Source organism: Kitasatospora sp. NPDC048298 (assembly GCF_043201465.1).
GTDB lineage: Bacteria > Actinomycetota > Actinomycetes > Streptomycetales > Streptomycetaceae > Kitasatospora.
The window spans coordinates 142,130-165,019 of record NZ_JBICYZ010000013.1; the positions used below are offsets into that span (position 1 = coordinate 142,130).

General features: G+C 74.4%; 22 protein-coding genes. 16 read left to right on the top strand and 6 right to left on the bottom strand.

Annotated elements, in window-relative coordinates; all coding sequences use genetic code 11:
• Positions 1-23: 23 nt before the first annotated feature.
• Positions 24-665, bottom strand: coding sequence for an NAD(P)-dependent oxidoreductase (locus ACGF0D_RS13670; protein ID WP_392915717.1), 642 nt, complete (start codon positions 663-665; stop codon positions 24-26).
• A gap of 44 nt (positions 666-709) precedes the next feature.
• Positions 710-1,633, bottom strand: a complete 924-nt coding sequence (locus ACGF0D_RS13675; RefSeq protein ID WP_392915720.1) for an EamA family transporter — start codon at positions 1,631-1,633, stop codon at positions 710-712.
• A gap of 109 nt (positions 1,634-1,742) precedes the next feature.
• Here ACGF0D_RS13675 and ACGF0D_RS13680 point away from each other — a divergent pair, with 109 nt between their 5' ends.
• A complete protein-coding gene (locus tag ACGF0D_RS13680; protein WP_392877876.1) occupies positions 1,743-2,240 on the top strand; it encodes a MarR family winged helix-turn-helix transcriptional regulator in 498 nt (165 codons plus the stop codon).
• 42 nt (positions 2,241-2,282) lie between these two features.
• Here the strand turns inward: ACGF0D_RS13680 and ACGF0D_RS13685 are convergent, their stop codons facing one another.
• Positions 2,283-3,137 carry a methyltransferase domain-containing protein gene (locus ACGF0D_RS13685; protein WP_392915723.1) on the bottom strand — a complete coding sequence of 285 codons (855 nt, stop codon included), beginning with the start codon at positions 3,135-3,137 and terminating at the stop codon, positions 2,283-2,285.
• A gap of 29 nt (positions 3,138-3,166) precedes the next feature.
• Here ACGF0D_RS13685 and ACGF0D_RS13690 point away from each other — a divergent pair, with 29 nt between their 5' ends.
• The 5 genes from ACGF0D_RS13690 (at position 3,167) to ACGF0D_RS13710 (ending at position 7,633) form a co-directional block, all read left to right on the top strand.
• Positions 3,167-4,669, top strand: coding sequence for a PLP-dependent aminotransferase family protein (locus ACGF0D_RS13690; RefSeq protein WP_392915725.1), 1,503 nt, complete (start codon positions 3,167-3,169; stop codon positions 4,667-4,669).
• Between the two features lie 414 nt (positions 4,670-5,083).
• Positions 5,084-6,106 (top strand): glycoside hydrolase family 3 N-terminal domain-containing protein, encoded by a 1,023-nt coding sequence (locus tag ACGF0D_RS13695; protein ID WP_392877871.1) that lies wholly within the window; start codon positions 5,084-5,086, stop codon positions 6,104-6,106.
• A gap of 296 nt (positions 6,107-6,402) precedes the next feature.
• Complete coding sequence (locus ACGF0D_RS13700; protein ID WP_392877869.1) at positions 6,403-6,864, top strand: hypothetical protein; 462 nt, start codon at positions 6,403-6,405, stop codon at positions 6,862-6,864.
• Between the two features lie 237 nt (positions 6,865-7,101).
• On the top strand, positions 7,102-7,443 hold the full coding sequence (locus ACGF0D_RS13705; RefSeq protein ID WP_049656769.1) for a helix-turn-helix transcriptional regulator: 342 nt from the start codon (positions 7,102-7,104) through the stop codon (positions 7,441-7,443).
• Positions 7,444-7,486: 43 nt separating this feature from the next.
• Entirely contained in the window at positions 7,487-7,633 is a 147-nt protein-coding gene (locus ACGF0D_RS13710) for a DUF6126 family protein (RefSeq protein ID WP_392877867.1), read from the top strand.
• A 67-nt stretch (positions 7,634-7,700) separates the two neighbouring features.
• Here the strand turns inward: ACGF0D_RS13710 and ACGF0D_RS13715 are convergent, their stop codons facing one another.
• Positions 7,701-10,238: a cytochrome P450 gene (locus ACGF0D_RS13715; protein ID WP_392915728.1), complete on the bottom strand. Its 2,538-nt coding sequence runs from the start codon at positions 10,236-10,238 to the stop codon at positions 7,701-7,703.
• Positions 10,239-10,579: 341 nt separating this feature from the next.
• Between ACGF0D_RS13715 and ACGF0D_RS13720 the strand changes: the two genes are divergently transcribed.
• The 4 genes from ACGF0D_RS13720 to galE all read left to right on the top strand — a co-directional run bounded on the left by ACGF0D_RS13720 (position 10,580) and on the right by galE (position 14,282).
• Positions 10,580-11,344, top strand: coding sequence for a sigma 54 modulation/S30EA ribosomal C-terminal domain-containing protein (locus ACGF0D_RS13720; protein ID WP_392877864.1), 765 nt, complete (start codon positions 10,580-10,582; stop codon positions 11,342-11,344).
• Between the two features lie 53 nt (positions 11,345-11,397).
• The gene (locus tag ACGF0D_RS13725; protein ID WP_392915730.1) at positions 11,398-11,913 is read left to right on the top strand and encodes a hypothetical protein; all 516 of its coding nucleotides are present in this window, start codon (positions 11,398-11,400) and stop codon (positions 11,911-11,913) included.
• A 574-nt stretch (positions 11,914-12,487) separates the two neighbouring features.
• Complete coding sequence (locus ACGF0D_RS13730; protein ID WP_392915733.1) at positions 12,488-13,138, top strand: hypothetical protein; 651 nt, start codon at positions 12,488-12,490, stop codon at positions 13,136-13,138.
• Positions 13,139-13,265: 127 nt separating this feature from the next.
• The gene (galE, locus tag ACGF0D_RS13735; RefSeq protein ID WP_392915736.1) at positions 13,266-14,282 is read left to right on the top strand and encodes a UDP-glucose 4-epimerase GalE; all 1,017 of its coding nucleotides are present in this window, start codon (positions 13,266-13,268) and stop codon (positions 14,280-14,282) included.
• A gap of 13 nt (positions 14,283-14,295) precedes the next feature.
• Here the strand turns inward: galE and ACGF0D_RS13740 are convergent, their stop codons facing one another.
• Entirely contained in the window at positions 14,296-14,994 is a 699-nt protein-coding gene (locus ACGF0D_RS13740) for a lytic transglycosylase domain-containing protein (RefSeq protein WP_392915739.1), read from the bottom strand.
• A gap of 71 nt (positions 14,995-15,065) precedes the next feature.
• Positions 15,066-15,272 (bottom strand): antitoxin, encoded by a 207-nt coding sequence (locus tag ACGF0D_RS13745; RefSeq protein WP_363387466.1) that lies wholly within the window; start codon positions 15,270-15,272, stop codon positions 15,066-15,068.
• A gap of 268 nt (positions 15,273-15,540) precedes the next feature.
• On the opposite strand from ACGF0D_RS13745, the gene ACGF0D_RS13750 reads away from it, so the two are divergent.
• The 6 genes from ACGF0D_RS13750 to ACGF0D_RS13775 all read left to right on the top strand — a co-directional run bounded on the left by ACGF0D_RS13750 (position 15,541) and on the right by ACGF0D_RS13775 (position 22,761).
• Positions 15,541-16,155 (top strand): DUF6542 domain-containing protein, encoded by a 615-nt coding sequence (locus ACGF0D_RS13750; protein WP_392915742.1) that lies wholly within the window; start codon positions 15,541-15,543, stop codon positions 16,153-16,155.
• On the top strand, positions 16,148-17,758 hold the full coding sequence (locus ACGF0D_RS13755) for an LCP family protein (RefSeq protein ID WP_392915745.1): 1,611 nt from the start codon (positions 16,148-16,150) through the stop codon (positions 17,756-17,758). Before ACGF0D_RS13750 ends, ACGF0D_RS13755 begins: the two co-directional genes overlap by 8 nt.
• Before the next feature lie 1,270 nt (positions 17,759-19,028).
• Entirely contained in the window at positions 19,029-20,006 is a 978-nt protein-coding gene (locus ACGF0D_RS13760) for a TfuA-like protein (protein WP_392915746.1), read from the top strand.
• A 71-nt stretch (positions 20,007-20,077) separates the two neighbouring features.
• The gene (locus ACGF0D_RS13765; protein WP_392915749.1) at positions 20,078-21,223 is read left to right on the top strand and encodes a hypothetical protein; all 1,146 of its coding nucleotides are present in this window, start codon (positions 20,078-20,080) and stop codon (positions 21,221-21,223) included.
• Between the two features lie 50 nt (positions 21,224-21,273).
• Positions 21,274-21,468 (top strand): hypothetical protein, encoded by a 195-nt coding sequence (locus ACGF0D_RS13770; protein ID WP_392915751.1) that lies wholly within the window; start codon positions 21,274-21,276, stop codon positions 21,466-21,468.
• A gap of 99 nt (positions 21,469-21,567) precedes the next feature.
• The gene (locus tag ACGF0D_RS13775) at positions 21,568-22,761 is read left to right on the top strand and encodes a hypothetical protein (protein WP_392915753.1); all 1,194 of its coding nucleotides are present in this window, start codon (positions 21,568-21,570) and stop codon (positions 22,759-22,761) included.
• Positions 22,762-22,890: the final 129 nt, after the last annotated feature.

The following is a 22,890-nucleotide window of genomic DNA, read 5'->3' on the forward strand; positions in this document are numbered from 1 at the left end:
GCGGCGGGTCAGTAGGCGGCGGGTCAGTAGGCGGCGGTGAAGCGGGCCCGGCGGTGGGCGGGCCGCTCGGCCTCGTCGAGGAGCGCGACGGCGAGGTCCTCCATGGAGATCGCCGAGTCGCCCGCGGCGTCGACCAGCAGTTCGTCGCGGCCGATCCGGAACCGGCCGGTGCGCACACCGGGCTCCAGCACCGCGGCCGGGCTCAGGTACGTCCAGTCGACCTCCGGGTCGGCGGCGCGGTAGAGGTCGAACTGCTCGCCGCAGGCCAGGGCGATCGGCCGGATCTCGTCGGGGAATCCGGGGCTGTCGACCAGGACGGTCCCGCCGCCGCCCGGGACGAGCAGGTTGCCCGCGCCGCCGACGGCCAGCAGCCGCGCGCCGGTGCCGGCGATCCCGGCCAGCAGGCCCCTGGTGGCGACGGCCAGTTCGTGCTCGCTGCCGGGCAGCGGACGGGTGGCGGTGATCACCACGTCCTGCCCGGCAGCGATCCGGGCGACGTCCTCGGGGTCGCGGGCGTCGCCGACGGCCAGGGTGACGGCGGACGGCAGGCCGTGCGGCTTCGCCGGGTCCCGTACGACGGCGGTGACCCGGTGGCCGCGGGTCAGGGCCTCGGTCACGACCCGGCTGCCGACGTTGCCGGTGGCGCCGAACACGGTGATGCGCATGGGGAACTCCCTGGAATGGTGGGGAACGGTGGTGGGGGGCGGGGTCAGGCGTTCTCGCGGGCGGGCCGCGGGGCGGCCGCCGGCTCGGCGTCGGGCGCCGGCTTGGCTGCGGTGCGCGGCCGTTGGGTCTGGGCGGCGATCAGCGCGCCGAGCACGACCAGCGCGCCGAGCGCCTGGAGCGGGCTGAGGTCCTGGCCGAGCGCCAGCCAGCCGAGCAGGGTGGCGACGACGGGGCTGAGCAGCGAGAGGAAGGAGACCGAGGTCGGCGGCAGCGCGCGGAGCCCGCGGAACCAGAGCGCGTAGGTGACGGCCGCGCCGATCAGGCACAGGTAGGTGTAGCCGAGCACGTTGGCGAGGCTGTAGTGGGACGGCGGCGCGCCCTCGGCGAGCAGCGTCACCGGCACCAGCAGCAGCCCGCCGGCGGTGAGCTGCCAGCCGGTGGTGGCGAGCATCGGCGCGGGGGAGACCCACCGCTTGGCGAGGACGATGCCGGCGGCCATCACCACGGCGCCGCCGAGCGCGGCGAGCACCCCGACCGCGTCCAGCGCGGCGTTGGCCCGCAGCACCAGCAGGCTGACGCCCGCGACGCCCGCGAGGCCGGACAGCACGGTGCGCAGGGTGAGCCGGTCGCCGAGGAGCAGGGCCGACAGCCCGGCGGTGACCAGCGGCTGGACGGCGCCGACGGTGGCCGCGATGCCGCCGGGCAGGCGGTAGGCGGCGATGAAGAGCAGCGCCTGGAACACCCCGATGTTCAGGGCGCCGAGGATCAGTGAGCGCCACCACCAACTGCCCTGCGGCAGACGGCGGGTGAGGGCTATCAGGAGGATCCCGGCGGGCAGGCAGCGGATGACGGCGGCGAGCAGCGGGCGGCCGGGCGGCAGGAGTTCGGTGGTGACCAGGTAGGTGGTGCCCCAGACCGCGGGGGCGATGGCCGTCAGCAGGACGAGGGCGAGGCGATTTCTTAGCACTAAGGCAATGTACCTCAGCGCTAAGGCATCTCACCGTGCCGAGGGAGTGATGTGGCTCACAGTTATCTCACCGCTAAGGAATTCTTCCGGGATCGCCTACCCTGAACCCGTGGCAGATCATGTGGACCGCGTCGTCGCGCAGTGGGGCGCCGAGCGCCCCGACCTGGACGTCTCCCCGATGGAGGTGTTCGGCCGACTCAAACGCCTCTACCGGCTGGTGGACGCGGCGCTCAACCGCACCTTCGCCGAGCACGGGCTGGACGCCGCCTCCTTCGACGTCCTCGCCACCCTCAAGCGCAGCGGACCGCCCTACCGCCTCACCCCCACCGGTCTGATGCAGTCCGCGATGGTCACCTCGGGCGCCATCACCCAGCGCCTGGACCGGCTGGAGGCCCGCGGCCTGGTCACCCGTACCCGCAGCGACCAGGACGGCCGCAGCCGCGAGGTGGCCCTCACCGCCGACGGCCACGCCCTGATCGACCGCGCGCTGCCCGACCACCTCGCCACCGAGTACCGCATGCTGGCGGGCCTCGACGAGGCGCAGCGGACGGCGCTCGTCGAGGCGATGCGCGCCCTGCTGGCGGACCTCGGGGAGAGTCCGGAGTAGCCCGGAGTGGCCCGCGCCGGGGCCGGTGCCCGTGCCGGTCGGCTACGGCCTGACCGCCACCGCCTTGAAGAAGGCGTAGTGGAACGTACCGCCCGGCTCGGCGGCGCGGCGCAGCTCGGTGACACCCCGGTCGAAGTCCTCCGGGGTGGTCAGCCCGGCCGCCAGCGCCTCCGCGCGTACGGCCTCGACCATCGCGACGAAGGTCCGCCGGGTGAAGCCCTCCACGAGGGCCGGACGGGAGTCGTCGGCGTAGACCGTGCGAGGGCGGACCGACACCCGGGCGAAGCCGGCCGCGGTCAGCAGCGGATGGAGGCGGCGGCCCAGCAGGCCGTCGCCGCCCGCCCGGGCCTGCAGCCGCACCAGGTGGTCGACGGTGCGGCGGGCCGCCGGGCTCTCCGGGTGGAACAGCGCCGAGCCGTGGTCGCCCTCGATCACCGTGATCGTCCCGCCCGGCCGCAGCACCCGGTGCAGCGCCGCCAGCCCGGCCGTCGGGTCGGGCAGGTGCTCCAGCACGAAGCACAGGAAGACGTGGTCGAAGGAGCCGTCCGGGAACGGCAGCCGGTGCAGGTCGCCGTGATGCCAGGTGACGTCCGCGGCGGGCGCCTGGGCGGCCACCCGGGCGCGGGCCAGGGCCAGGGAGTCCGCCGAGAGGTCCGCCGCCGTCAGCCGTACGCCCGGGCTGGCGGCCAGCAGGTGCACGGTCTGCGCCCCCACCCCGCAGCCCGCCTCCAGCACCCGGCTGCCCGCCGGGTAGGCCGTGCCCGCGTGCAGCAGTTCGGCGAGGGTGTCGGCCTGGTCGCCGAGGCGCCGCGCCTCGGTCCGCGAGTAGCCGTGGACGTAGTCACTGGGGTGCTCCGGCGCCGCGGCAGCCGCGGGTGTGGACGTTTCCGTGGTCATGGCCCCACCCTCGCCGCCACTATGGTCCGGTGAACAGGTCCAAAGTCGAGGCATCCGACCGGTCCAAAGAGGCCGGCGCCGACTTCCTCCAGCTCGACACCGCCGACGCCCCGCCCGGCGGCCTCACCGACTGGCTCGCCCGTCGGCTGCGCGAGGCCGTCGCCGACGGGCGGCTCCCGGCGGGCAGCCGGCTGCCCGCCAGCCGGGTGCTGGCGGCCGAACTCGGCGTCTCCCGCGGGGTGGTGACCGACGCCTACCGGCGCCTCGCCGAGGAGGGGCAGGTGGCCGGCCGCGGGCGCGGCGGCACGGTCGTGGTCGCGGCCGTCGCCGCCTCCTCCTCCGTCGTACGGGGGGAGGAGCCCGGGGTGGACCGGCCCCGTCCGGCGCCCGCGCTGTTCCTGGACGACCCCGCCCCCGAGGTCTTCGACCGACTGCGCGCCGCGCCCGCCCGGATCGACCTCACCCCCGGCGTGCCCGACCTCGCGGCCTTCCCCCGCACCGCCTGGCTGCGCGCCGAACGCGCCGTCCTCGACGGCCTCGCCGCGGCCGACCTCGGCTACGGCGACGTCCGCGGCACCCCCGCCCTGCGCCGGGCCGTCGCCCACTGGCTGGCCCGCAACCGGGGCATCCGCGCCGACCCGGACGAGGTGCTGATCGTCGCCGGCACGGCCCAGGCCCTCGCCCTGCTCGGCCGCGCCCTCGGCCGGGCGGGCGTCGGCGAGGTCGCGGTCGAGGACCCGGGTTCGCTCGGCGCCCGGCAGCACCTCGCCCACTGGCTCGCCGCCACCCCGCCCGTCCCGGTCGACGCCGAGGGCATCCGGGTCGACGCGCTGCGCGCCACCGGCGCCCCGGCCGTCCTGCTCACCCCCGCGCACCAGTACCCGACCGGCGTCGTCCTCGGCGGTGACCGGCGGCGCGCACTGCTGCGCTGGGCCGCCGAGGGCGGCCTGGTCATCGAGGACGACTACGACGCCGAGCACCGCTACGACCGTCCGCCCGTCCCGGCGCTGCGGGCCGCGCTGCCGGAGCAGGTCTGCTACGCGGGCAGCGTCTCCAAGCTGCTCGCCCCCGCGCTGCGCACCGGCTGGCTGCTGGTCCCGGCCCGGCTGCGGGACGCCGTCCTGGACGCCAAGCGCTTCGCCGACCTCGGCAACCCGGTGCTGCCCCAGCTGGTGCTCGCCCGGCTGATGGAGTCCGGTGAGCTCGACCGCCACCTGCGGCTGCTGCGCCGCCGCCACCGGCGACGCCGGGACGCCATGATCGCCGCCATCCGCACCCACCTGCCGGGAGCCACCGTGCACGGCGCGGCGGCTGGCCTCCACCTGATGCTGACGCTCCCGGAGGAGCCCGGTCGCACCGACACCGAGTGGGCCGCCGCCGCGCTGGCCGAGGGGGTCAAGGTGCAGCCGCTGTCCTGGCACGCCCGGCTCCCGTACCCGCCCGGTCTGGTCCTCGGCTACGCGGCGGGCTCGACGGCGGAGATCACCGAGGGCGTGGCCGTCCTGGGCCGGTTGGTCCGGCGGTCGTCCTGACCTCGGCGTCGGCTCCGGCGCGGTGGGGACGTCGTGGTGGGCCCGGTGGGGGCTCGGTCCCCGGCCTCCGGAGTCTCTTGAGCACCCGGTCGGCGTAGGGCGCGGCCCCTGGTGGCTTATAAGTCGGAATATCGGATACACGGATACGGCTGCGCAGAGGGAATGCCGGGCCGTGTCCCGGGGTAAGTTGGCATGCTGTAGTCAAATACTGGCCCGGGAGGCGTGATGGTCCCGTTCCGAAGTGTCGCCCAGTTCGGCGTTGTGCTGGCCGTGCTGGGGGCCGCGCTCGGCCCGGTGCCGCTCGGATCGTCCGCCCGGCCGGGCGGCAGCCCGAGTGCTCCGGGCGGCCCGGGCGCTTCGACCGTATCGACTGCTTCGAGCGCTTCGGGCGCTTCGAACGAGAGGGGCGCGGCGATGGCCGGCCACGAGCAGGAGGACTCCCGGGTGCTCGCCGGGCGGCGGATCGTGCTGTCGTACCCCGGCCCGACACCGCCGCCCGGGGTGCTCCAGGTGATCCGGGAGGGCCGGGCCGCCGGGGTGATCCTGTTCGGTGAGAACGTCACCAGTCCCGAGCAACTCGCCGAGGTCGTTGCCGAGTTGAAGCAGGCCGCGGCCGAGGCGCCGCATCCGCGCACCCTGCTGCTGATGACCGACCAGGAGGGCGGCAAGATCCGCCGGCTGCCCGGCGAGCCCGAACTCTCCGCCCGGCGTGTCGGGGCGGCGGCGAACCCGCTCGCCGCAGCGGCGGAGACCGGGGCCGGTGCCGCCCGGACCCTCGCGGACGCCGGGCTGAACCTCAACCTCGCCCCGGTGCTCGACGTCTACGACACGCCGGACAACTTCATCGACCACTTCGAGCGCTCCTACGGCCAGGACCCCGCCAAGGTGGCGGAACTGGGCAGCGCCTTCCTCGTCGCCCAGCAGGGCCTCGGCGTGGCCGCGACCGCCAAGCACTTCCCCGGCCTCGGCTCAGCTCCCCGGGGTGAGAACACCGACGAGCGCCCGGTCACCCTGAACGTGCCGCTGTCACAGCTCCGCTCCCGCGGCGAGGCCCCGTACCGGGCGGCCATCGCGGCGGGCGTGCGACTGGTGATGGCCTCCTGGGCGGTCTACCCGGCGCTGGACCCGGACCACCCGGCCGGGTTCTCGCCGAGGATCATCCAGGGCGAGCTGCGCGGCCGGCTGGGCTACGGCGGCGTGACCGTCACCGACGCGATGGAGGCCCAGGCGCTCGCCCCGTACGGCGGCACCGGCGACCGCGCGCTGGCCGCCGCCGAGGCCGGGATGGACCTGCTGCTCTGCTCCGCCCGCGACCCCCGGCAGGCCGAGGACGCCACCGAGGCGCTGGCCGCCGCCCTGGACGACGGCCGCCTCGACCGGCACGCCTTCACCGACGCCGTGTCCCGCGTCGACGCCCTGCGCGCCTCCCTGGGCTGAGCGCGCGGGCGCCGGCGAGCGGGGCGAGGGCGGTCGCGGCGGCGGTCCCGGCAGCGGTTCGCATGCGGTTCACCTGGGCTCAAGGCGGGCGTCGCCCAGGCGTGTTCGGAAGTTCTGCCACCCAAGGGTGATTGAGCCATCGAAGGTCTGATTTTGGCCGAGCATTCGGTTCAAAGGGTAAATCGGGCTCTGGGCATATGAATCACATGGCAAAGTTCCTGTCGTGGACCTATGAAATGTCATATGTACCACGTCACCTGTCTCAGTCCGCCCTCGTTCCCCTCAAGGAGGAACCCATGAACCGGATCGCCCGGATCGCCGCCGGTGCCGCCGGCGCCGTCGCCCTGCTCTCGGCCCCCGTCCCCGCCTTCGCCGCGGCTCCGACCCTGGCCACCACCACCGTCACCACCTGCGGGAGCTACAGCCTCCAGGCCGGTCTGGCCACCTACGCCTGCGCCGACGTGACCGGTGACAGCGTCGCGATCTACGGCAAGATCGGCCTGGCCGGCCCGCCGTCCCCGGGCACCCCGTGGCCGCCGGCGCCGAAGGAGCTGGTGACCCACCTGTCGGCCGACGTGGTCGGCGGCACCTCGCTCGGCGCGGTCAGCGGCCGCACCGTGTTCCAGGTGAGCACCGTGCGGGTCGACGGCATCGCGGCCACCGTGGCGTGTGGGTCCACCGTGCACGTGTCCTTCGACGTCGAGGGGTTCTGGAGCGGTCAGGTGCCGGCCACCGCCGATGTGCCTGTAGTCTGCTGACGGCTCGTCACCGTGACTGCCGGGCCCGGGAGTTGGCAGCATCCTGGGCTCGGCTTTCGCCTGTCGTGACCCGGCCGGGGCCCGGTGGTCGATCCCGTGGCCCGGGCCCGCCCGGCGGTCGACGCACTGTGACGACTTGAAGAAATCTTCATCTGTCGCGATGATGCCTACCGGCCGCGGCGACGATCCCGCCCGGCCGGACGACCACCGAGCCGGACCAGAGGGAGCGCGCGGACGATGCCGGTACCGCTGTACCAGGCCAAGGCGGAGTTCTTCCGCACCCTCGGCCACCCCGTGCGGATCCGGGTCCTGGAGCTGCTCCAGGACGGACCCAGGCCGGTGCGCGAGCTGCTGGCGGAGATCGAGGTCGAGCCCTCCAACCTCTCCCAGCAGCTCGCGGTGCTGCGCCGCACCCAGCTGGTCACGGCGACCCGCGAGGGCAACACCGTGGTCTACGCGCTCAGCACCCCGGACGTCGCCGAGCTGCTGCGCGCGGCCCGGCGGATCCTGACCGAGCTGATCACCGACCAGGGCGCGCTGCTCACCGAGCTGCGCGCCCCCGGCGGTCGGCCCCGCTGAGCCGAGCCCGGTCCGTCCGCCCGATCCGAGGAGAAGCACCACCATGAGCGACAGCACGAGCGACGAGGGTACGAGCGAGGAGAAGCGGCGCCGCAAGGCGATGCTGATCCGCGCGGGCATCTACATCTTCGCCACGCACCTGTTCGCCGGTTTCGTGCTGCTGCTGTTCGCGCTCGGCGGCCGGAAGTAGCGCGCCGCGGGCGGGAGCCTCACCTGCGCCGGGAGCGGGACGCTCGGCTGCGCCGGAGGCGGGACCCTCACCGGCGCCGGCCGCGGTCCGGCACCAGGTAGCGGTTGCTGGTGCTGGTCCAGGCCAGCACGCCGGCGATCAGCTCCCGGGTGCCGTCCAGGTACCAGCGCCCGGCCGGGTGGCGGCACAGCAGCTCGCGGCGCAGCTCCTCGCTCTCCTGCTGCAGCCGCACCACCTGGGCGCGCACCGAGTGGACCGCCCGGCTCCGGGTGCAGCCGTGGGCCCGCTGGAGGGCGATCACGGTGTTGAAGGCGGCCCCGGGCTGTCGTTCCTCGCGCCTCAGCGAGTAGAGGTCGTTGATCAGTGTGGCGGCGTCGGCGGTGTTGGCGCGCAGCCGGTGCAGCGCGGGCTCCGCGTGCAGCGCGGCCGGGGCGTCGGCGCCGTGGACCCGTTCCAGTATGTTCATGAACGGGTAGAGGCAACTGCCGTGCCGGCGCAGGTGCATGGTGTCCGTGAGGTCGAGGCCGAGGGCGGGCACGGTGCCGCGGGCGCGGTGGTCGGCCTCGGCGGGGAAGGTGGCCAGGCAGGCCCGCCACTCCCGGGCCGCCCGGGCGCGCCACTCCGGGGACATCGACGCGGTCTGCCGCTGCCACAACTCCCGCCAGGAGAGCAGCGTGTGGCTCTCGGACGGGCTTCCGCCGGGGGCTCCGTCGAGGACCGCGATCAGCGGGTCGACCAGGGCGCGGGCCTCGTCGGGGTGGCGGCCGGGCGAGCCGTCGAAGCGGTCGTCCAGGATGGTGAACCAGCCCAGCATGTCCACCAGGAGGTCGAGTTCGGCGCCCCGGGTGCGGGGGAAGGCGTGGCCGATCAGCTCGTGCAGCGCGTAGGCCCGGTAGCGGGGCAGCTCGGGTGGGGTGAGCAGGCCGTGGCGGACCACCCAGTCGGCGTGCCGGTCGGCGGCGAGGCGCAGGTGGGTGCGCGGCTGGGGGGCCGCCGGAGCGGCCGGGCTCGTGGGCGCGGCCGAGGTCGTGGCCGGGGCGGGGGCGGTCGCGCGGTCGGCGCCGGTGAACGGACACCGGTCGGGCGGTTCGCCCTGCGAGGAGGCCACCGCGTTCCCCGGTGAGGCGGCGGCGTCGCCGTCGCGGGAGGCCGCCGAGGTGCGCCCGCGTGGGGAGCGCGCGCCGCGTGGCGCGAGCCGCACCCGAAGGCCGTGCGCCTGGACCGTCGTCCACACCACCTCGCGGGCCCGGGAGCCCGGCACGGCCGTCGGGCGCCAGCGGCGCAGGATCGCCGCGGCCGCGACGGTCAGCTCCGCCCAGGCGAAGGCCTCGCCGATGCACTTGTGCTTGCCCGCCCCGAACGGCAGGAAGGAGGGCCGCCCGGTGCCGCCGCCGTCCTGCCAGCGCTCGGGCCGGAAGCTCGTCGGCTCCGGGTAGCGCACCGGGTCGCGGTGCAGCGCGGTGAGGCTGTACAGCAGCTCGGTGCCGGCCGGGACGCGGTACGGACCCAGCTCGACCGGCACCTGGGCGGTGCGCATCAGGAAGGCGTTGGGCGCGTGCAGCCGCACCACCTCCTGGGTGACGCTGCGGGTGTACGTGAGCCGGGCCAGTGCCTCGGGGGTGGGGACGGTGCCGACGGGCAGGTGCTCGTCCAGCTCGTCGAGGATCCGGGCCTCCGCCTCGGGGTGGCGCAGCAGCTCGTCCAGTAGCCAGGTGAGGGTGGTGGAGACGGTCTCGGTGCCCGCGCCGAACATGGTGATCGCCTCGGAGCGGACGTCGGCCTCGGTGAGCGGGCAGCCGGTCGCCGGGTCGGTGGCGGCGCGCAGCAGGGCGGGCAGGGTGTGTCGGGCCCCGGCCCCGGCCCCGGTCCAGGTGCCCGCGGTCGGGGCACGGCCGTTGACGGCCTGGTCGACCACCCGGTTGAGCACCCGCACGGCGTTGTCGAAGCGCCGGTTGACGGGCAGTGGCAGCCGGGCGAGCGACGGCTTCGGGTAGAGGGACTGGACGATCTGGCCCTTCACCAGGTCCGGCAGTGCCCGGTGGAAGGCGATGGTGGCGTCCTCGCTGAGCCGGGCGTCGAACAGCGAGCGGGTGACGATCTCCAGCGCCAGGTGGTTCATCTCCTTGGCCACGTCGAGGACCTGCCCGGGGCGCCAGCGCGCGGCCCGCTCCTCGGTGACCTGCTGCATCACGGCCAGGTACTCGCCCATCCGGTCCGGGCCGAAGGCCGGCTGGATGATCCGGCGGCGGTCGCGGTGGGCCTGGCCCTCGGACATCAGCAGGCCGTCGCCGAAGGCCGTTTTGAGGGTGTCCTGGACGGCGCCGCGCGGGCAGTCGTGGGCCAGTGCGACGAGCAGGGTGTGGACCAGCCGGGCGTCGGTCACCACGCAGACGGTGCGCGGTCCGAGTCGGATGCGGACCACCCCGCCGTGGCGGGAGAGCGAGCCGAGGAAGCCCAGCGGGTCGCGCAGCAGGGCGCCGGCGTGCCCGAGGCCGGGCAAGGCACCGGGGGCCAGCGGGGGGACGGCGGCGCGGGCCAGCGGGGAAGGGCCGGGTGCGGTTCTCGGCGGGACGATCAGCTTCCGAGTCTCGGTCAGCAGGGACATGACACTACCTCTCACCAGAGTGGCCGGTGCGGGCGATACCGGGTGGCAGCGGCGGGCCGGCCGGGAAGCGGGGGACCGCCCAGCGCGGCCCCCGCGCGCGCCCCCGGCGGGAGGGCGCACGTTGAGCAAACGCGCCGGTTTCCCGAGCGTTGCGCCGAATGTGCGGGGATCACTCCAACGGCCGAGTGGATCGACCCTTTCGTGCGTGCTCGAAGCTCCGTGTTGACCTGCGCGGATGTCTTCGCCCGGGCGGCCCGGCGGTTGCCCGGACTGCAGGGTCTTTGGACCCTCGCCGCACAGGCGTGCGAGGGACAGCATGGATGCGAAGAAGGAGGAACCTGATGACCCGTCTGCGCCACCGGCCGGCCCTCGACGTCCGGGTGGAGATCCGCGGCGAGCTGCCGCGTGAGGAGGCCGAGTACGCCCGGGTCCGGGCGCTGGCCACCGCCACGGCGCTCGGCCCCGACACCCACGCGCTGCGACTGCGGCTGACCCGCTCGCGGAACCGGTCGGTGACCCGGCCCGCGCTGGCCCAGGCGGACGTCGAGCTGGCGGGTCTCGGGCCGGTCCGGGTGCAACTGGCCACCGGCACCGCGCGGGAGTCCGTCGACCTGGTGCTCGGCACACTGGCCGGCCGGGCCGTTCGGCTGCGCGAGCAGGGCGACATCGGCTTCGCCGCCGCCTACGAGAGCGCCTACCGCCCCCAGTACGCCGACCGCCCGCTCGCCCAGCGGCGGATCGCCCGGCACAAGGCGGTCGTGCTCGCCCGCCGCGGCCCCGAACAGGCCGTGCTCGAACTGCTCGCCCTCGACCGGCGGTTCCACCTCTTCGCGGACGCCGCGACCGGGCGCGACGGCCTGGTCCACCGCTGCTCGCCGGGCGGCACGGTGGAGCTGTGCGCCGCCGGCACCAGCGCGATGCCCCCGCTCGACCTCGCCGAGGCGGCCCGCCGGCTCTGGCTCACCGGCCGCCCGTTCGTCGGCTGGACCGACCCCGGCGACCACCGGGCCCGGGTGCTCTACCGCCGCTTCGACGGCCACTACGGCCTGATAGCGCCGGTGTCGGACGGCCGGATCGGGGCAGGAACCCACTCGGCACAGGACTGACACCACGGCGCGACGACCACACCACGAACTCTCCACGACAAGGGGCCGGGACCATGGACTGCGAAGAAGTCATGCTGACCGTCCGGATCACCGCCGCCGAGCGCGCGCTGCTGCGCGAACTCGCGCGCGGACACGGTGGCGACGTCTCGGACGTGGCGGTGGACGGACTGCTGGAGGTCATCCCCGCGCTGCACGACGACACCTGCGTCCTGCCGCTGCTGCGCGTGCTGTCCAGACCGGCACCCTTCGCGCTCACCCTGTGGCTGCCCGCCCCGGTCGCGGACCTGCTGCCGCTGCTCGGTGAGCGGCTCGTGCGGACCGGCGGCCCCGCGGCCGGTCCGGCCAGTGCCGCGCTCTCGGCGGCCCTGCGGCTCTGGCTGGCCGGGGACCGGATCGCCCTGGCGGCCGGGCTGGCCCGCCTGCACGGGGGCTGCGGCGCCGGCGCGGTGGCGGCGGTACGGCCCGCGGTCGGTGCGGCGGCGGTACGGCCCGCGGTCGGTGCGGCGGCGGTACGGCCCGCGGTCGGTGCGACGGCTTTCGGGGCGGAGCGGGTGAAGGTCGCGGCCTGACCCTTCGGTTGTCCTGACTCTTCGTCATGTCCCGGTCCGCAGTGGCGAGTCCGGGGTGGAAGCGGTGTGCCCGGCAGTGGCCGGGCGCACCGCTTTTGCTTGAGTCGGACGGGGGAACTCCGCGGGCGATTTCTGTTATCTCCGGCCGCCCCTCCCGCTCTCCGGAGTGTCGGAAGGTCCGAGCCCCGCGCGTCAGGGGAGCCCGACCCGGGGGTGGTGCATGGCCGTTGAGGTGACCATGAGTCAGATTGCCTGTGCGTCGGCCGTCTTGGGTCGGCGCTGCGGCGGCCGGCGGTCGCCGGGCAAAGGCCCTTGGCAGAACCGGCCGCTGTCGAGGGCCTCGTGAGTCGTTCGGGGTAAGGCTGTTCCTGTGAGTCCGTGAAACCGGTCGGCCCGTGTGCCGGCCGACCCTTCGACCCGAGCTGCCGACGCCGTGAGCCCCGAGGCCCCGCGAGCCCCGAGGCCCGTAGGCCCGTCGCGCCAGGAACGTCGACCGCCCACCCGGCGGCGGCCGTTCCCGGCGCCGGCCGTTCCCAGCGCCCCCGCCCCCACACCGCCCCGAGGACCAGCCCGTATGCGAACCCGCCCCCACCTCGCCGCCCTCGCCCTGGCCGCCGCCGCCCTGCTGCCCGCCGCCGTACCCGCCGCCGCCCACGGCGACGGCGTCCACCTGGACGTCACCGGCCAGCGGAACGGCCGCGTGAGCACCGTCGCCACCTGGGAGAACGACCACGACCCGGTGACCGGGGAGTTCACCGGCACGCTCTTTGCGACGGCCTCCGACGGTCGCACCGTCGGCCCCTGGCGCCTGGTCACCGCCCCCGGCAGCCCCGGCACGTACACCACCCGGGAGGCCCTTCCCGTCGGGCACTGGCGGGTGACGGTGGACTGCGTCGTCCCCGCCCTCGGGCGCGGCGAGCGCGAACTCGACGTCGACACCGTCGCGATCGCCGACCCGACGCCCCCGGAGACGGAGGGCCCGGCGCTGTCCGAACTCTCGCCGCGGTCCGCTGAGGTGGCCCCCGCCCCGCTCCGGGAGACCGCAACGGCGGGAAGCACCGCGGCGGCGGGGGCCACCGCCGCCGCCGTCGCCGCCCGAGAGGGCTCGCCGCGCCCCGCCCACGCGACCACCTCCGACGCCACCACCTGGGCGGCCATCGGCACCGCCTGCACGGCCGTGGTGCTGGTCGCCACCGGACTCTGGCTGCGCCGCCACCGCGGCTGAGCCCTCCGGGACCGCCCGGCCGGGTCGCGGGGGCGCCCGGCGGAACCGGCCGGGTGCGAACCGACGTCCCTTTCGGTCACCGGGCGCCACCGCGGGCGCCCGGACGATCGCAAGGGAGCGTCCGCGCATGAAGAAGGTCCTGATCACCGGAGGTGCGGGATTCATCGGCAGCACCGTCGCCTCCGCCCTGCTCGACCGGGGGATCACCCCGGTCGTGCTGGACGACCTCTCCCGGGGACGGACCGAGTTCGTCGCGGACCGGGTCTTCTACCGGGGCGACATCGCCGATGCCGCCCTGCTCGACCGGATCTTCGCCGAGCATCCCGACATCGACGCCACCGTGCACTGCGCCGCGAAGATCGTCGTACCGGAGTCGGTGGCCAAGCCGCTGTACTACTACCGGGAGAACGTCGCCAAGACCGTCGAGCTCCTGGACGCCCTCCAGCGCAACGGCTGCACCCGGATCGTCTTCAGCAGCTCCGCGTCGATCTACGCCCCCACCCCCGACGCCCGGGTCGACGAGAGCAGCCCGGTCGACGCCGGCAGCCCGTACGCGCGCACCAAGCAGATGATGGAGCAGGTCCTCCAGGACTGGACCCGGGGCGAGGGCGCCGAGCGCCAACGCGTCATCGCCCTGCGCTACTTCAACCCGATCGGTGCCGACCCGCAGCTGCGCACCGGCCTCCAGGACCTCAACCCCACCCACGCCCTGGGCAAGCTGATCGAGGCGCACACCACCGGCACCCCGTTCACCGTGACCGGCACCGACTGGGCGACCCGCGACGGCTCCGGCATCCGCGACTACGTCCACGTCCAGGACCTCGCCGAGGCGCACGTCGCGGCGCTGCTGCGGTTCGACGAGGTGATCGCCCCGGGCGTGGCGGACCGCTACCGGGTGATCAACGTCGGCACCGGCGACGGGACCACCGTGCGGGAGCTGATCGCGGCCTTCGAACAGGCCGTCGGCGCCGGCCTGGAGGTGCGGGAGGCCGGACCGCGGCCCGGGGACGTGATCGGCTGCTACGCCGTCGTGGACACCGCGCGGGACCTGCTCGGCTGGCAGCCGCGGCGCGGCATCGCCGAGGGGGTCGCCGACGCGCTGGCCTGGCGGCGGGTCTGGTCGGCCCGGGTCGGCGTCAGCTGACCGCCGGAGGAGGCTACTTGACGGCCTCGCCGGACTTCGACCAGTTGTCGCGCAGTCGGTCGAGGTAGGACTGCGCCTGGGAGCCGATCTTGACGCCCCGGGCGAAGGCCAGCATGTTGCCCGAGCCCGCGTTGTAGCCGAGGGCGGCCAGTTCGTCCCGGGTGAGCGGCGCGCCCGGGCGGACGGGCAGCTGCGCGGCGAGGTCGTGCAGGTGCCAGGCGGCCGCCTGGATGGCCAGGTCGCGGTCGTCCGGCAGCTCCTCCCACTGCCGGGAGGCGAAGGGGCGGCCGGGCTTGGTGTCGTCGAAGGCGGCCCGGTGCATGTTGGCGATGCCGAAGGAGGCGTCCGGCTTGCTCCGCTGCCAGGCGCGTTCGAGCTCGGGGTCGTGCGGCTTGTACGCCTCGTTGTAGAGGATCGCCATCAGCAGCTGCGGGTTGACCCCGGCCTCGGCGGCGTACCGGCGCACCGGCGCCGCGTAGTCGGCGGGGTCGTAGGAGCCCGACGGCTTCGGGGGCTTCGACGGCGCCGAGGAGGCGCCGGCCGACGGAGTGGCGCCCGAGGAGGCGCCGGACGGGGCGGCCGCGGTCGGGGAGGGGTCGGCGGAGGCCGCGCCGTCGTGGCCGTTGCCGCGGACGAGACCCAGTCCGGCCACCACCACGACGCCGATCACCAGCCAGCGTCCCCGGCCGGACCCCTTCTTCTCCTCGCTCACCGCTGCCGCCCCTCCCCGTTCGCCCGTGTGCTCGTTCGACCGCCGCGCGGCTGATCGTGCCCCGCGGCAGGTTACTCGGTGGGCTTCCGGTCGCCGTCGAGGTTGCGCAGGAAGTCCTTCGCCTTCTCGACGCCGGTGTCGATCTGCCCGCTGTACTTGCCGTCCGTGCGGTCGTCGATCGCGTCGCCGACCTTGTCCAGGCCCTGCCCGATCACGTCGCCGTGCTCGCGGGCGAGGTCGGTGGCCTTGTCCGCGATGTTCTTCAGACTCTCAAACATGGTGACGCTCTGCTCCTCTGATGCGTTCCTGATGGTGTGCCGACGTGGCGGGGATCATGACCATCCTAACGACGGCCCACCGGGCGGTCCGTCGCTGCCGGGTGGCAGCGGATGACTTTGCTGAAATGGGTTTGTATGCTCCACCCCATCCTCTACAGCGATGTAGAGGATGGGGTCCCCACCAGGACGCCGGCAGGACCGAGGGCGTCCCGGCACACGCGGCGGTGCGATCGCGCCGCCGCGGCCGCAACGATCGAGGGAAGTGCGCATGGCCGGCCAGCGGGCGAGAACGCCGTACCAGGACGCGGGACCGCGTACCGAGGACCGCGCCCTGCCGGCCCAGCGCTCCCGGGCGGTCGGCGCGGGAGCCGCAGGCGCCCCCGGCGCCGCCGCGGCCCCCGTCGCGCCCCGGCCGCCGCGCCCCGGGGCGGCCCGCCGCCACCAGCAGGCGCGCCGACGGGCCGGGGCGGCGGCCGCGCTCTCGGCGGTCGGGCTGCCGCTGCTCGGCGCGGTCGCGGACGAGCTCGACGGGCCGGGCGTCGGCCTCCTCTTCGCGGTGGGCTCGGTGCTCGGGACGGCGGCCGCCGCGGCGCTGTGCAGCCGGGCGGGCCGGTGGTGGGTGGTGACGGCCGCTCCGGTCGTGGTGCTGCTCACCGCCTCGGGCGTCGAGTACCTCGCGCAGCCCGGGAAGTACCAGGGGAAGAACCTCGGCACCGGCGTGCTGCGCTGGGTGGTCGGGGCGTTCCCGGTGATGGCCGCGGCCGTGGCGGTGGCGCTCGCCGTGGTCGCGCTCCGCGCCGTGTCGGCCCGCCGCCGGACGGTGTCGGAGCGCCGGCGAAAAGGCAGGACGGCCGCCCCCGGCGGAAGGGGCCGCCGTGGCTGAGCGCGGCAACAGCCGTACCGGCGGCCGGGGTCAGCGCGGGCACCTCCCGCGCCGCGGGGCCGCCCCGATCACCGTCGCCGGGCGCACCCTGGCCTGCACCGTCTCGATCGCCGTACTCGGGGCCAGCGGCTTCACCTGGTACGAGTACCGCAGCCTGGACGACGGCATGATCAAGTCCTCCGCGCTGAGCGAGGCCAAGAAGAACGCCCCGCCGCACCTCGACAAGTCCGTCAACCTGCTGCTGATCGGCCTGGACAGCCGCAAGGACATGGACGGCAACGACTTGCCCAGGCAGTTCGTGGAGGACGAACTGCACGCCGGCTCCAGCGAGATCGGCGGGTACAACACCAACGCCCTGATCGTGCTGCACATCCCGGCCGGCGGCGGCAGGGTCACCGCGCTCTCCGTCCCGCGCGACGACTACGTACAGACCGTCGGCGCCGACGGCAGGATGCACAAGGTCAAGGAGGCGTACGGCATCGCCAAGGTGGCCGCGGAGCAGAAGCTGGCGGGCAGGGGGCTCTCCAGGGCGGAGCTGGAACGGCGCAGCCGGGAGGCCGGCCGCTCGGCCACCATCCAGACCGTGCAGTCCTTCCTGGACGTCCCCATCGACCACTTCGCGGAGGTGAACCTGATCGGCTTCTACGACATCGCCAAGGCGGTCGAGCCGATCCAGGTCTGCCTCAACCACCCGGTGGACGACCCGATCACCGCCCGGACCGCCACCCACGAGGGCGGTGGCACCGGCCTCAGGCTCCCGGCCGGGATCAGCTCCCTCGACGCCGCGCAGGCGCTCTCCTTCGTCCGCCAGCGCCACCACCTCGCCAACGGCGACCTCGACCGCACCCACCGGCAGCAGGCGTTCCTCTCCTCCGTCGAGTACAAGCTCAAGCAGCAGGGCATCCTGAACGACCTCGGGCAGATGCAGAAGCTGTTCGCGGTGGTGAAGAAGGACGTGGTCATCGACAACGAGTGGAACATCCTCGACTTCGTCCAGCAGGCACCCAACCTGACCGGCGGCAACGTGGAGTTCAACACCCTGCCGATCAGCGGCTTCAAGACCGTCGGCGGGCAGGAGGTCAACACCGTCAACCCGGACCTGATCAGGAAGATCGTCCGACAGCTCTTCAACCACGAGGCGGCGCCGGTCGTTCCGGCCGCCCCGCCGGGGGACGCGCCCGTCGAACCGGGCCCGTCGTCCTCCGCCGCCCCGGGTGCGGTACTCAAGGCCGTGGTCGACGTCAACGCGGCCGCGGGGGCGGGGGTGGCGGCCGATGAGTCCAGGGCGCTGGCCGAACTGGGCTACCAGGTGGGCCGGATCGGTGACGCCCCGGCCAGGACGCGGTCCACCGCGGTCAGCTACGGGGCCGGGGCCAAGACCGACGCCCAGCGCCTCGCCGCCCGCTACGGGGTGAGCGCGGTCTACTCGGCGGCCGTCCCGGCGGGCCGCGTGGTGGTCACCCTCGCCCCCGTCCGCACCCCGAGCCCGACGGCGGTGCCGTCGGGTGCCCCGGTGCAGGGCGAGCCCTCCGCCGACCCGGCGGTGGGGCTGCCGATGCAGGGGCCGGCGGTGCGGGCGGGTGGGATCCCGTGCGTGGACTGAGGCTCCTCGGGGCGGCGGACCGGTCCTCGTGGTGCTCGGCCAGGGTCAGGTTCTCGTGGTGCTCAGCCCCGGCCTGGTCCTCGGTCCGGGCCGGGTTCTCAGTCCTGGCCCGGTCCTCGGCCCGGGCCGGGGCGGGTGTCCCGGAGCGGCTCGCGGTCGAGGACCTCGACGTACACGATCCGCCCGTCCACGACGTCCAGGACGAGCATGCCCTCGGCCGGATCGAGCGGGACGCACCGGTGGCCCCGACCGTACGGCCGGCCGTCCGGATGCGGAGCCGTCCGGAAGCTCTGGCAGAAGTCGTCCCCGCAGCGGCACTCCGCGACCAGCCGCAGGCTCCAGGCGGCCCGCGACGGGGTCTCGGTGGTGTCCCACGGGAAGCGGGAGTACGCACCGTCGTGGAGTACAGCCCTGGCTCAGCTCCTCGGCCGGGGCGGCGTCGACCTCCCGGTGGATGAGCTCGAAGAGTTCCTGGAGCGGTGCGGGTCGTCTGGCGGCGGCCTCGGGCAGGACTTCCGGGACCTCCGCCGAGTCCGGGCCGATGAACTCGTAGGCGGTGAGCGCATTCAAGATCTGCGCCCCGTCGCCGTAGCGCCGGACGGCGGCGGCTGGGAGGGTGGTACGGCCGGTGGCGTGGCAGGCGGCCCGGGGCCGCCGGTGAGGAAGCGCAGGTCGCCCATGGTGGTCGTGGTGTTGCTGCCGAAGGCCACCGCGAGGTTGAGGGGGCTGGGGGGTGGCGCCGCCTTGGCCGAACGGGACGGTGAGGGGCCCGCAGATGGACTCGGTTGCGTCTGGGAAGGACGCCTGACAGGTGCTCCCGCCACCGGGGCGGTCGCCGGTGGCGGGAGGCGAGGGCGGTGGTGCCCAGGGCACTGCTGGCCACCGCTACGACGGCGCGCCCGCCAAGGCGGGAAGCGACCGCGCGTGCTCGTCGTGTTCGTCCTTCCATCCCCTTCGAGTCCCGTCCTGACACGGTCACGGAGGCGCCCTGCGCTCCGGCTCAATCCGATGGCGAGCGATCGGGTGGGATTTGACCTGGCACGGCCAAGGTCCGGATGGCTCAGGAAGTCGGACGGATCCCTCCTGCCGGGTGCGTCCGCTACGCCCCACACGTCATGTAGCCACCATAGGCACGAGCAACTCCACGGGCGCGGGGCCAACGCCCGTGTCGGTCGGGTTCGCGCTATCAGTTTCCGGACCGGGGGTTGCCGTTCTGGATGGCCGAAGATCGCAGCTTTGCGAATTTCGCGACAGTCCCAACGCGCGGGCTGTGACCTTTCTATGGCCTGGTGGCTTCGTTCACGCGGTCCAGCACGGCTGGGTCTGCGAGCAGTTCCTCGCCGGGCATGTCGAGGCCGACGCCGAGGTCGCCCTGCTTGTGGACCCGGTCACCAGCAAAGCCCTCACGGTGCCGCTCATCAACGTGCGGTGGACGTTGAACCCGGCGGCCAGGCCGTCGGTACGGGTCTCGGCCGCGGCCCGTTCCAGTGCCTGGTCGAAGGCGCCCTCCACCGCTGCTTCGTCGGTGCCGCAGGCCATGACCTCGATGGTGCGGCACAGGCTGTGGCGCAGCTGTACGGAACCGACGGTGGTCTGGGGCGGTGTACAGGTCGCGCTCGAATTCGAAGCACGGCCGCCTGGTGAGCGGCTGGCCAGGGCACAGGGCCGGCGCGATTCTGGGGAGTTGGCCGTGACCGACGGCCGGTGGTGCGGTTGGGTCGCGCCGAGGCTGGGCCGGGTCAGCCGCGCGACCGCCGACACGGACGCGCGTGGACCGGGGCGGATGAAGGAGCGGTCGGCGTGCCGTCGCCGCACGGTGGTTGCCCAAGTTCCGCGCGGTCGTGGGCGGTCCTTCCAGACGGGTGGACGTATTCGGCAAGGCCGCCATCCGCGGCTCGCATTGACGCTGACCTGTACGGATGTGGCCTTCGGTGTACTGGCGCAGTCGGTGCGGCACATGCTGGGACTGCTCGCATTGGCGGTGGACGGCAGGACGCTAGGGCCCGGCGCGGGCCAAGGTGCGGGCATGACGACGAGCCCCGTTCCCGCCCTTCCCGACCCCCAGGTCCAACCAACGATGACTGTCCCTGAGGCCGGCCGGCTCTTCGGCCTCGAGCGCGCCGCCAGCTACAACGCTGCCCGGCGCGGCGAGATCCCGACGATCACTGTCGGCCGTCGCCTCCTCGTGCCGACCGCGAGGCTGCGCGTCCTGCTGGGCATCGACCAGGGCACCGACACCGCTGCCTGAGCGTCGCCAACCCCCGACCGCCATGCCGGACCGCGGACCCGGCACCTTCACCTTAGTAGGAGACCATCGGCATGCCCTGGTTCGCCGTCGGCGACAGCACGGACGACCACCCCAAGATCCTCACCGCGGGCAACGCGGCCGTCGGCCTGTGGGTACGCTGCGGCGCCTACGCGAGCGCCCACCTGACCGACGGGGTGATCCCCGGAGCGGTCGCAGCGAGGAGCGGTACCGCCACGCAGATCGCCAAGCTGCTTGCCTCTGGGCTGTGGCACGAGGCCGGGCACGCGTGCACGCGCTGCCCTCAGCCGCGGCGCGGCGACTACGTCATGCACGGCTATCTGGACGCCAATCCGAGCCGCCGTCAGGTCCAGGAGCGGCGCCGGCGCGCGACCGAGAAGAAGCGCCAGCAGCGCAACCCGCCGCCGAACGGAGACGATTCCACCGCCGATCCGGGAACAAACCGTGCCCCAGCTGGTGAGGAATTCACCGGCCAGCCGCCCGCGTCCCCAGGGGACGCCCAGAGCCCTCGCACGCGCCCGGCCCCTCCCCTCCCCTCCCGCAGGGAGGGGGCGGGTGTGGGTGGAGAAGGTGCAGGTGGGTGGGGCTCGGCGCGCCGACACCCCCTGCCCGATGGCTTCTGGCCGGACGCCCCGGCGCTGCCCTGGGCTGCGGGCGACGGCCACCTGGACCGCCTCGGTGGCCCGGCCGGACTGGCCGCCGTGACGGCGGCGTTCACGGACTGGCACCGGGGTCGTGCCACCCTCGGCGCGGACTGGCAGGCCCTGTGGCGCAAGTGGGTGCGCGAGCAGCGGGAGCGGCCCGGGCATGCGTCGCCGGACCGCCCCGTCCGGCGCGGCCGCCGCGCTGCGGCACGCAGAAGGCCAGCTCCTGCGGCGCAGATGAGCGTCGCGGACCGGTTCGCCTCGATCGAGACCGCGATAGCCAGCGACCAGGAAGCTGAGCCCGCCGCTGATCGGCCGCTGACGTTGCTGCCCAGGTTGCCAGAGGGTGGGGCCCGGCCCGGAAGTGCGGCACTGATGCCGGGGCAGCGGCCGCTGATGGCCGCGCTGCCTGAAGACCGCGCGGAGGCTTCCGACGCGCTGGAGGTGCTGGAGGCGATTGCTGACCACGGCCAGGCCCACGCCGTCGCCCTCTACGGCTGGCGGCCGGTGGCGGCGCTCCTCGTTGGCGACACCGCGGCAGTCGGAGAGGCGTGAGCATGCTGCCGAAGCGAGGCCTCGCCCGGTGCCGCCGGTGCGGAACAGCGGTGCACTGGACCATCACGGCCGCCGGTGCTCGGCTGGCCGTGGACGCGAACCCGTGCGTGCTTGGCAATACCGCGGTCTACCGCGACGGCACCGGCACCATCCGCTCGCGTCGACCGACCGCGGAGCTGCCGCTGCTGTCGTACGAGCGGCTGCACCTGCCGCACGCGGCTACCTGCATCGCACGGCCCTCGTAGGGCAACTCCTCGTGCCGTCGCGCGTCTAGACGGTATGAGGACGAACCAGCCCGCTAGTCCAGCAGGCTGATTGAGACCAGATCGACGGAGGAAGGGCGCGTGCAGAAGTACGAGGCAGTGCTGGCAGCACTGCGCCGGTGGGGGAACGTCAGGCCGACCGAGGGCGGCTGGCTGGCGCGTTGCCCGGCGCACGACGACCGGCAGGGGGCGCTGCTGGTTCTCGCCGCCGGGGACGGCCGTGTGGAGCTGGATTGCCTGGCCGAGGGATGCGAGACGCAGGACATCGCGGCGGCGCTACGGCTGAGCCCGGAGCACGTAGTGGTCGCGCCGCCGACGTTCGAGGACGGCCCCAGCTGGATCTGGCCCGGGTACGTGCCGGCGGCGGGCGTGAGCCTGATCGACGGCGAGGACGGCGTGAACACACTGGCGGTGGCCTTGGACATCGCGGCCCGCACGGCGGCCGGCGTGGCGCTGCCGGATGGGCAGCAGCCCCGCGTGGCGCGCACCGTGATGGTGCTCGCATCCCCGCAGACGGCCGGGCAAGCCGCGGAACTGCTGGCGGTGTGCGGCCCAGGAAGCGAGCACGTGGAGGTTGCAGCGTTGCTCGGTGGGCGTGGCGGGCAGCGAGGGCTGCGCCTGCCCGCCGACGCCGACCGCCTGGAGCAGCTCCTGCACGAGCGCCGCCCGGACCTCGTGGTGCTGGACCTGATGACGATCTGCCCGTACCGGGTTCCCGTCGAGAGGGCACTGCAGGTGCTGGCTGAAGTGTCTCAGCGCGTCGGCACAGCCGTCCTGGCGGTGCGAGAGGCCTCCAAACGCGCGGGCTGGTCGTCCACCCGCAGAGCGATGGAGGCGTCGCGATCCTTGCACACGGCCGCGGTACACATGGCGGTCCACGGCGCGAACGGGGCGATGGCGCTGGTACCGGTGGCCAGCAGCGAGTGGGCGGTCATGGGCGGCTTGCAGTTTCACCAGGCGGGCCGGACCCGGCCCGTGGTGTGGAGCAGTCGCTCCGCCCGCGGCCGCGATGAGGCGATGGCCGGAGCGGACCTGTCGCGGCGGCGCCCGGCGAGCACCAGCGCCTACAGGCTCCTGAGCCGCCTGCTGGCGGCCGGCCCGGTGCCGACCCGGGACGTGTTGGCGGCGGCAGCAGCCGTCGGGCTCGCCCCGCGAACGGTGCAGCGGGCGCGGCGCCAGCTCGGAGTGGTGGCGTCGAAGACGGGAAACGGCTGGGTGCTATCCCTGCCGGACCGGGGCTCCTCGGGCGGAGGAGCCCCGGTCTCAGATCAGTGACTCGGCTGAGGGCCGCGCGGGGCGCTCGGGATCAGTGACGGGGTCGAGTTCGCCACGAAGGTTCAGATGGCCCGGGCGATGGTCCGCAAGGCGATCGAGGACGGGATCCCGTTCCGGTGGGTGACCGCG